The sequence below is a fragment of the Agromyces laixinhei genome (assembly GCF_006337065.1).
GTDB classification, from domain to species: domain Bacteria; phylum Actinomycetota; class Actinomycetes; order Actinomycetales; family Microbacteriaceae; genus Agromyces; species Agromyces laixinhei.
In genome coordinates, this window is the sequence record NZ_CP040872.1 from 2,319,459 (window position 1) to 2,330,986 (window position 11,528).

Annotated in this window: 11 protein-coding genes; 1 reads left to right on the forward strand and 10 read right to left on the reverse strand. The window is 68.3% G+C overall.

What is annotated here, in order from left to right; translation table 11 throughout:
* Positions 1-27: 27 nt before the first annotated feature.
* Positions 28-690 carry a TetR/AcrR family transcriptional regulator gene (locus FHG54_RS10950; RefSeq protein WP_139417303.1) on the reverse strand — a complete coding sequence of 221 codons (663 nt, stop codon included), beginning with the start codon at positions 688-690 and terminating at the stop codon, positions 28-30.
* A 105-nt stretch (positions 691-795) separates the two neighbouring features.
* Between FHG54_RS10950 and FHG54_RS10955 the strand changes: the two genes are divergently transcribed.
* Positions 796-1,854, forward strand: a complete 1,059-nt coding sequence (locus FHG54_RS10955) for an App1 family protein (RefSeq protein ID WP_139417304.1) — start codon at positions 796-798, stop codon at positions 1,852-1,854.
* 6 nt (positions 1,855-1,860) lie between these two features.
* On the opposite strand, the gene FHG54_RS10960 is transcribed toward FHG54_RS10955, so the two are convergent.
* From FHG54_RS10960 to FHG54_RS11000, 9 genes are all read right to left on the reverse strand, one after another.
* On the reverse strand, positions 1,861-2,913 hold the full coding sequence (locus FHG54_RS10960) for a quinone-dependent dihydroorotate dehydrogenase (RefSeq protein ID WP_139417305.1): 1,053 nt from the start codon (positions 2,911-2,913) through the stop codon (positions 1,861-1,863).
* 50 nt (positions 2,914-2,963) lie between these two features.
* Positions 2,964-3,437 carry a transcriptional regulator NrdR gene (nrdR, locus tag FHG54_RS10965; protein WP_139417306.1) on the reverse strand — a complete coding sequence of 158 codons (474 nt, stop codon included), beginning with the start codon at positions 3,435-3,437 and terminating at the stop codon, positions 2,964-2,966.
* Positions 3,438-3,482: 45 nt separating this feature from the next.
* Positions 3,483-4,790, reverse strand: a complete 1,308-nt coding sequence (gene hisD, locus FHG54_RS10970; protein ID WP_139417307.1) for a histidinol dehydrogenase — start codon at positions 4,788-4,790, stop codon at positions 3,483-3,485.
* Positions 4,791-4,836: 46 nt separating this feature from the next.
* The gene (gene dnaE, locus FHG54_RS10975) at positions 4,837-8,370 is read right to left on the reverse strand and encodes a DNA polymerase III subunit alpha (protein WP_139417308.1); all 3,534 of its coding nucleotides are present in this window, start codon (positions 8,368-8,370) and stop codon (positions 4,837-4,839) included.
* Between the two features lie 87 nt (positions 8,371-8,457).
* Entirely contained in the window at positions 8,458-9,378 is a 921-nt protein-coding gene (locus FHG54_RS10980) for an RluA family pseudouridine synthase (protein WP_139417309.1), read from the reverse strand.
* Positions 9,378-9,926 (reverse strand): signal peptidase II, encoded by a 549-nt coding sequence (gene lspA, locus FHG54_RS10985; protein ID WP_332310020.1) that lies wholly within the window; start codon positions 9,924-9,926, stop codon positions 9,378-9,380. Before lspA ends, FHG54_RS10980 begins: the two co-directional genes overlap by 1 nt.
* Positions 9,916-10,596: a DivIVA domain-containing protein gene (locus tag FHG54_RS10990; protein ID WP_139417310.1), complete on the reverse strand. Its 681-nt coding sequence runs from the start codon at positions 10,594-10,596 to the stop codon at positions 9,916-9,918. The genes lspA and FHG54_RS10990 overlap by 11 nt, the downstream gene beginning before the upstream one ends.
* Before the next feature lie 116 nt (positions 10,597-10,712).
* The gene (locus FHG54_RS10995) at positions 10,713-11,030 is read right to left on the reverse strand and encodes a YggT family protein (RefSeq protein ID WP_139417311.1); all 318 of its coding nucleotides are present in this window, start codon (positions 11,028-11,030) and stop codon (positions 10,713-10,715) included.
* A 6-nt stretch (positions 11,031-11,036) separates the two neighbouring features.
* On the reverse strand, positions 11,037-11,513 hold the full coding sequence (locus tag FHG54_RS11000) for a cell division protein SepF (protein ID WP_139417312.1): 477 nt from the start codon (positions 11,511-11,513) through the stop codon (positions 11,037-11,039).
* Positions 11,514-11,528 lie beyond the last annotated feature (15 nt).

An 11,528-nucleotide genomic window follows, 5' to 3' on the forward strand; every position in this document is an offset into this window, starting at 1 on the left:
GACTCGGCGCGTCGCGCCCGCAGCGCGTCAGGCGACGTGGCTGGCCGCGACCGGCTCGCCGAGGTGTTCGGTGAGGTACTCGCGCACGAGGCGCTTCGCCTCAGCGAGGTACCGGTCATCGCCCGCGACATCCCGCTCGAATGCACGGCTGACGAGGGCATCGCCCAGCTCGATCGAGACACCGATGCGGAAGCGCAGCTCGGCCTGGTCGGAGTCGCCGCCGAACTCGGCCTCGATGAGGCGCGCGAGGCGGTGGGCGAGCTCGGGTTCGATGTCACCCTCGGCGGTCTCACGGCGCCCAGCGTGCACGACGCTGAAACCCGGTTCGTCGCGATACATCGCGGCCGCCGCTTCGAGCGCCACATCCATGACGTGCCACCAGTGGAGCAGCTCGATGCCCTCCATGTCGTCGGCGACGCGCTCGCGGAAGCGCCGGACCGAACGTTCGCGGAGCGCGTACAGCACGGCAACGCGATCGGGGAAGTACCGGTACACCGTGCCGATCGAGGCGCCGGCACGTTCGGCGACCATCTGCGTGGTCAGCCGTTCGAACCCGGACTCGTCGACGATCTCGGCCGCGGCATCGAGCAGGGCGTCGAGCCGCTGCGTGCTGCGTCGCTGGGTCGGTTCGGTGCGGATCGAGCGTCTCCGTCGCGGATCGGCCCCCAGGATCAGGTCGACGTTGGGCACGGAACCTCCTCAGTTGCCCGTCCACTCTACCCGGAGCGACGCCCGTCATCCGACCACGGCACGCTCGTTTCGCACCGGGGCGCCGCCCCATGACAGACTGAGTGGATGCCGGCGAGCTCCCCCACTCCGGCCGGGCAACGAGAGCATCAGGTCCGGCATCGTGCCGCGCGCCTCGAAGACCGCATCCACGAGATCCGTGACCGCTGGGCCCGACGACGAGGCCATGTTCCGACCGTCGTGCCCTACACCGGCTACGGCTCCACCGAATGGGTTCGAGTGCTCTGCCGCGTCCTGCTCAGTCGGCCGGTCGACCCCGATGACACGTCGAAGCGGCGGCGTCGCCGCCGTGAACAGGGCATCCGCGGATGGCGCAGCTTCACGAGCGTGCCGGTCAGCGATGTGCCCGTCGTGATCGAGGTCGGCGGCAGCCGCATCGAAGTGCTCGCCGACCGCGGCGGGGTGGTCGACACGAAGGTGCCCGTCGAACTCGAGCCCGGTTGGCACCGTGCGACCCTGTACACCGAGGGGGCCGAACCCGTCGAGGCACCGATCTGGATCGTCGGTCCGGACGTCGGGTTCGGCGTCATCTCCGACGTCGACGACACGGTGATGGTCACCGCACTCCCCCGGCCGTTCGTCGCCTTCTGGAACACCTTCGTGCTCGACGAGCACGCGCGAATCCCCACCCCGGGCATGGCGGTGCTGTTCGAGCGACTGGTGCGCGCGCACCCGGGGTCGCCGGTCATCTACCTCTCGACCGGTGCTTGGAATGTCGCACCGACGCTCACGCGATTCCTCTCGCGCAACCTCTATCCGGTCGGTCCCCTGCTCCTCACCGACTGGGGGCCGACGCACGACCGCTGGTTCCGAAGCGGCCGGGCGCACAAGCAGGAGAACCTCCGCAGGCTCGCCGAGGAGTTCCCCGACATCCGATGGCTCCTGATCGGCGATGACGGTCAGCACGATGAAGAGCTCTACGAGCGTTTCGCGCTCGAGCATCCCGAGAACGTCGCCGCCGTCGCGATCCGCCGACTCTCCGCAGGCGAGGCCGTGCTCGCCGGCGGCCGCACCAAGGGCGAGCAGCACGCTCCGAGCGTGCCCTGGGTCTCGGCGAGCGACGGCTCGGCGATCGCCGACCGGCTCGCCGACCTCGGCGTGCTCTGACCGGAACTACGCCGCGACTGCGGGGCGTCGCCCGCGTGCGAGCCGCGCGAGCCCCCGGTTGACCTGCCTGGCCCACAGGGGACCGAGGTAGAGGAAGGCCGTATACCCCTGCACGAGGGTGGCGCCGGCATCGAGTCGTTCCTGCACGTCGGCGGCGGTCTCGACCCCGCCGACCGAGACGACGCAGAGCTCAGCGGGCACCTGTGCACGGATGAGGCGGAGCACCTCGAGCGATCGAGCGGCGAGCGGCGCGCCCGAGAGTCCGCCGGCACCGATTGCCTCGACAGCGGATGCCTCGGCGCGGAGCCCCTCTCGGGAGATGGTCGTGTTCGTCGCGATGATGCCGTCGAGGCCGAGGCGGCCGACGAGTTCGCAGATGCGTACGATCTCCGAGTCGGCGAGATCGGGGGCGATCTTCACGAGCAGGGGGGTCTCGCCCGCCGCCGCGCGGACCGCTTCGAGGAGCGGCGCGAGCGAGTCGATCTCCTGCAGGCCGCGAAGGCCCGGAGTGTTCGGCGAGCTGACGTTCACCACGAGGTAGTCGGCGTACGGCGCGAGCACCGTGGCGCTCCGCTCGTAGTCGGCGATCGCGTCCTCGACGGCCGTCACCCGGCTCTTGCCGATGTTCACGCCGAGCACCGGTCGGTGGCGGCGACGTGACAGCCGGGAGAGACGACCGGCCGCGGCATCCGCACCGCGATTGTTGAAGCCCATGCGGTTGACGACCGCTCGATCGCTCACGAGCCGGAAGAGTCGCGGGCGCGGGTTGCCCGGCTGGGCGATCGCCGTGATGGTGCCGACCTCGACGTGCCCGAAGCCGAGGTGTCCGAGGCCCCGCACCGCGAATCCGTCTTTGTCGAAGCCGGCGGCGACGCCGAACGGTGACGGGAAGCGCAGGCCCAGGGTCTCGACGGAGAGCGCCGGATCAGGCGCCGTGAAGCGCTCGACGAGCCTGCCGAGACCGAGCGTCGGCAGCGCCCGGATGGCGCGGAACGCGAGATGGTGGGCATCCTCCGGGTCCATGCGGGAGAGGAAGACGGAGAAGAGAAGTCGATACATCGCGCCTCAGGCTACCGGAACAGGAGCGCCCGGCCCGACCCGGTCCGACCTCACTCGACCGGTCTCGCCGGGATACGGCCGTGCTCCTCGCGGAGCTGATCGATCGCCGACTCGAAGTCGTCGAGCGAATCGAACGCCTGGTACACGCTCGCGAAGCGCAGGTACGCCACCTCGTCGAGTTCGCGGAGCGGCGGCAGGATCGCGAGGCCGATGTCGTTCGCCTCGATCTGCGACGTGCCCGTCGAGCGGATCGTCTCCTCGACCTTCTGCGCGAGGACCGCGAGATCGGAGTCGGTGACGGGGCGGCCCTGGCACGCCTTTCTGACGCCGAGCACGACCTTCTCGCGGCTGAACGGTTCGACCACACCGGAACGCTTGATGACGACGAGGCTCGCCGTCTCGGTGGTGGAGAATCGGCGCCCGCACTCGGGGCACTGTCGTCGGCGCCGGATCGACAGTCCGTCATCGCTCGTTCGGGAGTCGATGACACGCGAATCGGGGTGACGGCAGAAGGGACAGTACATGGTGCTCCCAGACTAGCGAGGCGATCGGGACGGAGGGCTCAGGCGTCAGTCGGAGAATCGGGCGGTGACCGCCGCGCCGTGGGCGGGCAGGTTCTCTTCCGCCGAGAGTGCGGCGATGACGGGCGCCACCTCGCGGAGCGCAGCCTCGTCGTATCGGACGATCTGCTGCGGACGAAGGAACGTCGCCGCCGAGAGGCCCGAAGCGTGGCGCGCCTGACCACCGGTCGGCAGCACGTGATTCGATCCGGCCGCGTAGTCGCCGAGACTGACCGGCGAGTACGGGCCCACGAAGATGGCGCCGGCGTTCTCGACGCGGGCGAGGGTGCCGTCGACATCGCGCACCTGGATCTCGAGGTGCTCGGGCCCGAAGGCGTTCGCGAAGTCGGCGGCCTGCTCGAGGTCGTCGACGAGCACGAGCGCCGACTGCACGCCGCCGATCGCCGATCGCACCCGCGCGCTGTGCTTCGTGGCTTCGCTGCGGGTCTCGAGCCGCTCTTCGACACGGGCCGCGAACTCCGCCGAATCGGTCACGAGCAGCGAGGCGGCGAGTTCGTCGTGCTCGGCCTGGCTCACGAGGTCTGCCGCGACGAAGTCGGGGTCGGCACTGTCGTCGGCGATGACGAGGATGTCGGTCGGCCCTGCCTCGGCATCGATGCCCGTGACCGCCTGCACGACCCGCTTCGCAGCAGCCACGAAGACGTTGCCGGGCCCCGTGACGCGCTGCACCGGCTCGAGCCCGATGCCGGCCACACCGTACGCGAAGGCGCCGATCGCGCCGGCCCCGCCCATGGCGTAGACCTCGGTGATGCCGAGGAGCGCCGCGATACCCGCGATCGTCGGGTGGATGGCCCCGCCGAACGCCGACTGCGGCGGGGACGCGAGCGCGATCGAACGCACCCCTGCGACCTGCGCCGGCACGACGTTCATGATGACGCTCGACGGATAGACGGCCTTGCCGCCCGGCACGTAGAGCCCGACACGGCCGACCGGCTGCCACCGCTGCTCGACCACCGCGCCGGGCGCGAGTGCGGTCACCCGCGGCGCGGGCACCTGCGCCTCGCTCGCCGCACGAACGCGCTCGATGGTCTGGAGCGCGGCCGCCCTGATGTCGGGAGCGAGCCCGGCAAGCGCTGCGGTGAGCTCGTCGGCCGGCACCCGGACTGCGGCGGGACGAACACCGTCGAACCGCTCAGCCTGATCGAGCAGCGCCGTCTCGCCGTGGCGACGGACCTCGTCGACCAGTGCGCCGGCGGCGTCGAGCGCCGCCGAGACGTCGGTCGCAGCACGCGGCACGAGGGCCAGCAGCTCCGCCGTCGTCGGTCGTCTTCCACGGAGATCGATGGTGCGCAGCATGATGTCTCCAGCCTATCGACGCGCCACCGAGCCGGCAGCGCCGACGTCAGACGAGGCAGTTCGGACCGAGCAGGCTCTTCAGCTCCCCGTAGAGGTCGGCGGTCACCGTGACCGGGTACTGCCCGACCTCGAAGATGCGACCGACGCGTCCCTTCGTCAGTGTGATTCGCACCTCGGTCTGCCCGCGATGACGTACGAGCACGTCTCGGAGCGCCTCGGTCGTCTCCTGCGTCGCCCGCTGGTCGGGCAGCGAGATCTTCACGATTCCGGATTCCTCGTCTTGACCGATCTCGGGCGTGAACACGCTGTAGGCATGCAGGTTCATGCCGTCGTCACGCATGCTGACCCGACCGCGAACGACCACGATCGAATCGGCCTGCAGGCCGGGGGCGAACTCCTGGTACGCCTTGCCCATGAACATCACCGTGATCTCGCCCGAGAAGTCCTCGACCGTGATCATGCCGTACTGGTTGCCCGAGGCCTTCGCAATGCGATGCTGCACGCTCGTGACGAGACCCGCCACCGTGACGGTGTCGGCATCCTGCGTCGAGTCCGAGGTCATCAGGTCGGTGATGGTCGTCGAGGCGTGCTTCGCGAGTGGAACCTCGAGCCCGGCGAGCGGGTGATCGGACACGTAGAGTCCCAGCATGTCGCGCTCGAAGGCCAGTTTCTGCTTCTTCGGCCATTCCGGACGCGCGGGCACGAGCGACGGCGCGGCATCCCGCTCGGCGTCGTCGAAGAGGCTGTCGAAGTCGAAGCCGAAGTCGCCGACCTCCTCGGCCCGCTTCTCCTTCACGACCGACTCGACGGCGCCCTCATGGATCTCGACGAGCGAGCGACGCGTCGCGCCGAGCGAGTCGAACGCGCCGGCCTTCACGAGAGACTCGACCGTGCGCTTGTTCGCCACCGGGAGCGGCGACTTCTTCAGGAAGTCGTGGAAGGACTCGAACCGGCCCTTCGTCTCACGTGCGCTGCGGATCGCGTCGACCACGTTGAACCCGACGTTGCGCACCGCGCCGAGCCCGAAGCGGATGTCTTCACCGACGGCGGCGAAGTAGCCGATCGATTCGTTCACGTCGGGCGGCAGCACCTTGATGCCCATTCGACGGCATTCGTTGAGGTAGAGGGCGAGCTTGTCACGCGAATCACCGACACTGGTGAGCAGCGCCGCCATGTACTCGGCCGGGTAGTGCGCCTTGAGGTACGCGGTCCAGTAGCTCAGCACGCCGTAGGCGGCCGAGTGGGCCTTGTTGAACGCGTAGTCCGAGAACGGGAGCAGGATCTCCCAGAGCTTCTGGATCGCAGCATCCGAATAGCCGTTGGCCTTCATGCCTCCCGAGAAGCCCTCGTACTGCTTGTCGAGTTCGGACTTCTTCTTCTTGCCCATCGCGCGCCGCAGGATGTCGGCCTGGCCGAGCGAGAACCCTGCGACCTTCTGCGCGATCGCCATCACCTGCTCCTGATAGATGATCAGGCCGTAGCTCGTATCGAGGATCTCCCGGAGCGACTCTTCGAATTCGGGGTGGATCGGGGTGATCTCCTGCAGGCGGTTCTTGCGCAACGCGTAGTTGATGTGCGAGTTCGCACCCATGGGGCCAGGGCGGTACAGTGCGATGACGGCCGAGATGTCTTCGAAGTTGTCGGGCTTCATCTGTCGCAGCAGCGACCGCATCGGCCCGCCGTCGAGCTGGAAGACCCCGAGCGTGTCGCCCCTCGCAAGCAGGTCGTAGGCGCCCTGGTCGTCGAGCGCGAGGTCTTCGAGCACCGGCCGATGCCCGCGGTTCGCCTCGATGTTGTCGAGGGCGTCGTCGATGATGGTGAGGTTGCGCAGCCCCAGGAAGTCCATCTTGATGAGGCCGAGCGACTCGCACGCCGGGTAATCGAACTGCGTGACGATCTGACCGTCCTGCTCGCGCTTCATGATCGGGATGATGTCGATCAGCGGATCGCTCGACATGATCACGCCGGCCGCGTGCACGCCCCACTGGCGCTTCAGGTTCTCGAGGCCGAGCGCGGTCTCGAAGACGGTCTTCGCCTCGGGATCCGTCTCGACGATGGCCCGGATGTCGGAGGCCTCTTTGTACCGCGGATGCTTCGTGTCGAAGATGCCGGTGAGCGGGATGTCTTTCCCCATGACGGCGGGCGGCATCGCCTTCGTGAGCTTCTCGCCCATCGAGAACGGGAAGCCGAGCACGCGGCCCGAGTCCTTGAGCGCCTGCTTGGCCTTGATCGTGCCGTAGGTGACGATCTGAGCGACGCGCTCGTCGCCGTATTTCTCGGTCACGTACTTGATGACCTCGCCGCGCCGACGCTCGTCGAAGTCGACGTCGAAGTCGGGCATCGAGACGCGGTCGGGGTTCAGGAACCGCTCGAAGATGAGGCCGTGCTGCAGCGGATCGAGATCGGTGATGCGCATGGCGTAGGCCGCCATCGAGCCGGCACCGGAGCCGCGGCCGGGCCCGACGCGGATGCCGTTGCTCTTCGACCAGTTGATGAAGTCGGCGACGACGAGGAAGTAGCCGGGGAAGCCCATCTGCAGGATGACGCCGACCTCGTAGTCGGCCTGTTTGCGCACCTCGGCGGGGATGCCGTTCGGATATCGCGCCTCGAGTCCGCGGTCGACCTCTTTGACGAACCAGGTGTCTTCGCTCTCGCCCGCCGGCACCGGGAAGCGCGGCATGTAGTTGGCGCTGGTGTTGAACTGCACGTCGGCGCGCTCGGCGATGAGCAGCGTGTTGTCGCACGCCTCGGGGTGGTCGCGGAAGACGTGCCGCATCTCGGCGGCCGTCTTCAGGTAGAACTCGTCGGCATCGAACTTGAACCGGTTCGGGTCGTCGAGCGTCGAGCCCGACTGCACGCAGAGCAGGGCCGCGTGGCTCTTGGCGTCGGCGGCGTGCGTGTAATGCAGGTCGTTCGTGGCGAGGAGCGGCAGCCCCAGGTCTCTCGCGAGCCGGTGCAGGTCTTCCATGATGCGGCGCTCGATGCCGAGGCCGTGGTCCATGATCTCGGCGAAGTAGTTCTCTCTGCCGAAGATGTCGCGAAAGTCGGATGCCGCCTTGACCGCCTCGTCGTACTGGCCGAGCCGGAGGCGTGTCTGCACCTCGCCCGACGGGCACCCGGTCGTCGCGATGAGCCCCTTCGAGTACGTCGACAACAGCTCGCGATCCATGCGGGGCTTGAAGTAGTAGCCCTCGATCGAGGCCCGGCTCGAGAGCCGGAAGAGGTTGTGCATGCCCTCGGTCGTCTCGGACAGCAGCGTCATATGCGTGTACGCGCCGGACCCTGAGACATCGTCGCCGCCGCCGTTGCCCCAGCGGATGCGGGTCTTGTCGCCGCGCGCCGTGCCCGGCGTGACATACGCCTCGGTGCCGATGATCGGCTTGATGCCGGCGTCGGTGGCCTGCTTCCAGAAGTCATAGGCGCCGAACACGTTGCCATGGTCGGTGACGGCGACGGCGGGCATGCCCTCGCCCTTGGCCGCCTGGATGAGCTCCCCCACCCTGGCTGCGCCGTCGAGCATCGAGTACTCGCTGTGCACGTGCAGATGGACGAAGGAATCGGTGGCCACTGGGCTCCTCATCGGGGTGTTGCGAGTGTGTTCCGGGGGTCTTCGAAGTCTACGGCGACCGGGCGACGCCCGGCTGCGTGGCACGCGATCGGTGCGGCTTCAGTCGCCGCGGAGCACGCCGAGCGCGTGAGCGAGGTCGGCCGGGTACTCCGACACGAACGTCGACCACTCGCCGTCGCCGGGGTGCGTGAAGGCGAGTTGCTTCGCGTGGAGCCACTGCCGGTCGAGGCGGAGCTTCGCCGAGAGCGTCGGGTCTGCGCCGTACATCGAGTCACCGGCGCACGGATGCCGCTGCGCCGCCATATGCACCCGGATCTGGTGCGTGCGGCCGGTCTCGAGGTGTACTTCGAGCAGCGACGCGTAGGGGAACGCCTCGATGGTCTCGTAGTGTGTGACGGCGTGCTTGCCGTCAGCCGTGACCGCGAACTTCCACTCGGAGCGTGGGTGACGGCCGACCGGCGCGTCGATCGTTCCCGCGAGCGGATCGGGATGGCCCTGAACGACCGTGTGGTAGATCTTCTCGACCTCGCGGTCGTGGAACTGACGCTTGAGCTCGGTGTAGGCGCGCTCCGACTTGGCGACGACCATGAGCCCGCTGGTGCCGGCGTCGAGACGGTGCACGACGCCCTGTCGCTCGGATGCGCCGGACGTCGAGATGCGGAAGCCCGCGGCCGCGAGCGCCCCGACGACAGTCGGTCCGTTCCAGCCCACCGAGGGGTGGGCGGCGACGCCCGCCGGCTTGTCGACGACCACGAGGTCGTCGTCATCGTGGACGATGCCGAGGTCGGACACCGCGATCGGGTCGATCGTGAGCCCGCGGGGTTCCTCCCAGCTCACCTCGAGCCATGCGCCGCCTCGGAGTCGATCGGACTTGTCGACGGGCGCCCCGTCGAGCGAGACGCCCCCGGCCGATGCGATGTCGGCCGCCAGCGTGCGCGAGAAACCGAGCAGTTTCGCGAGGCCCGCGTCGACGCGCGCGCCCTCGAGCCCGTCGGGGACGGGAAACGAACGGTGTTCCATCAGGCTCCGGTCGCGGCGGCCTTCGACGGCCGCAGCTCACGGGACCCGTCGAGACCGATGCCGCGGATCGTGAGCATCATGAAGATCACCATGCTCGACACGATCGCGATGTCTGCGATGTTGTAGATCGCCGGGATCAGCCACGGCGTCGAGATGAAGTCGACCACGTGTCCGAGGCCGAACGACGGCTCGCGGAAGAGCCGGTCGGTCAGGTTGCCGAGCACGCCGCCGAGCAGGAGTCCGAACACCACGGCCCAGGCGATCGAACGGATGCGCCGCGCGAACCAGATGATGACGGTGATCACGCCGGCGGCGAGGATCGTGAAGATCCACGTCATGCCGCTCGCGAGCGAGAACGCGGCACCGGGGTTGCGCACGAACTGCCATTCGAGCACCGAGCCGAGCACGGGCACGATCTCGCCCTCGGTGAGATTGCCGACGACGAGGAACTTGCTCAGCTGGTCGAGGCCGTACGCCGCGAATGCGGCGCCGGCCACGACCAGGAGGGCGGTGGCTGAGCCGACCTTCGCGGCCCGCTCAGCCCCCAAAGCCCTGGAACGTCGGTGCCGGCTGTTCGGCGACCGGCGACGAGAAGCCCTGGTTGCCGCTGACCTGCACCGGCGCGGCGGTGTCGAGCTCGCGGAGCTGGCCCTCGATGTAGCCCTTCAGCTTGGCGCGGTAGTCGCGTTCGAACACGCGGAGCTCGTCGACCCGCTTCTCGAGCGCCACGCGCTCCTGGTCGAGCACGCCGATCTGGGCGCGCTGCTTGGCTTCGGCCTCGGCGACGACCCGCGCGGCGGTGGCGTGGCCCTCGGCGATGAGCGCGTCGCGCTTCTCGACACCCTCGCGGACATGCTCTTCGTGCAGACGACGGGCGAGCTGCAGGAGGTTCGTCGTGCTCGCCTGCTCATCGAGGTCGGACTGCTGCGATGCGGGCTGCTGCATCGGCACCGCGACCGTGGGCGCGGGCGCGGCCGGCGCAGCCGGCTCGGTGTAGATCGCGGCGGCGGGCGCGGCGGCAGGCGCTTTGGCGACCTCCGCGGCACGGGCCTCGGCCGCCGACAGCCGCTGACGCAGCTCCTCGTTCTCTCCGCTCAGTCGACGAAGCTCCACCACGACCTCGTCGAGGAAGTCGTCGACCTCGTCCTGGTCGTAGCCTTCGCGGAATTTCGTCGCCTGGAAGCGCTTGTTGACCACATCTTCCGGAGTTAGCGCCATGGCTTTCCACCCTCAAATCTGTCGAGCTCGATCGATAACGTTCAGCTAACGGTAGCAAAGACATCCTCAGAGTCGTGAGTGCCGATCGTCTCGACCTCGACCCTCGCAGGAGATCATCAGCCGGGCATGGATGCTGCCTGTGCCAGAAGGGACACCACGGTCATCGCCACGATCACGACGAGCATGGCGAGACTCCACCCCAGATCCAATGCGATCTGACCGATGCGGATCGGCGGCACGAGCCGCCTGAAGAAGCGCACGGGAGGATCGGTGAGGCTGTAGACGGCCTCCACGATCACGAGCCAGGCGCCGGTGGGGCGCCACGACCGATTGAACGTTCGCACGAGATCCAGCACGAACCGCCCCCACATCACGAAGAAGTAGATGAGCAGCAGCGCATAGAGGATGTTCCAGACGACGAGCAGCGCGCCCACGACGGGCTACGCGTGCGTGAAGAACGACGCGTCCACGTCGCCTTCGCTCTCGCCGGTCTCCCCCGAGACGACCACATGGGCGGGCGAGAGCAGGAACACCTTGTTCGTGACCCGTTCGATCTTGCCGTAGAGGCCCTGCGAGAGGCCGCTTGCGAAGTCGATGAGACGCCGTGCGTCGGCATCCGACATCTGCGAGAGGTTGATGATCACCGGTACTCCCTCACGGAAGGACTCGGCGATCACCTGCGCGTCACGGTACTGACGCGGGTGGACGGTCAGGATCTCGTTCATCTCCACCTGCGGTGCGGTCGGTTGGACATGGTTCTTGCGCAATGGCGTGACCGATGCCCCGGACTTCGGTACGGGCGCGGCGTTCGCGACCGGGGCAACCGGTGCGGGCGCTTGCGCCTGGGTGGTCTCCTCTTCGAACTCTTCATCGGCGAGTCCGAGATAGACCATCGTCTTCTTGAGCGGGTTCGACATCGCTGCCTCCGTCTG

Excerpts from the sequence above, each read along its gene's own strand:
- dnaE (WP_139417308.1), bottom strand. The coding sequence starts at position 8,370 with ATGAGGAGCCCAGTGGCCACCGATTCCTTCGTCCATCTGCACGTGCAC.
- FHG54_RS10955 (WP_139417304.1), top strand. The coding sequence starts at position 796 with ATGCCGGCGAGCTCCCCCACTCCGGCCGGGCAACGAGAGCATCAGGTC.
- nrdR (WP_139417306.1), bottom strand. The coding sequence starts at position 3,437 with ATGTACTGTCCCTTCTGCCGTCACCCCGATTCGCGTGTCATCGACTCC.
- FHG54_RS10980 (WP_139417309.1), bottom strand. The coding sequence starts at position 9,378 with ATGGAACACCGTTCGTTTCCCGTCCCCGACGGGCTCGAGGGCGCGCGC.
- FHG54_RS11000 (WP_139417312.1), bottom strand. The coding sequence starts at position 11,513 with ATGTCGAACCCGCTCAAGAAGACGATGGTCTATCTCGGACTCGCCGAT.
- hisD (WP_139417307.1), bottom strand. The coding sequence starts at position 4,790 with ATGCTGCGCACCATCGATCTCCGTGGAAGACGACCGACGACGGCGGAG.
- FHG54_RS10990 (WP_139417310.1), bottom strand. The coding sequence starts at position 10,596 with ATGGCGCTAACTCCGGAAGATGTGGTCAACAAGCGCTTCCAGGCGACG.
- FHG54_RS10960 (WP_139417305.1), bottom strand. The coding sequence starts at position 2,913 with ATGTATCGACTTCTCTTCTCCGTCTTCCTCTCCCGCATGGACCCGGAG.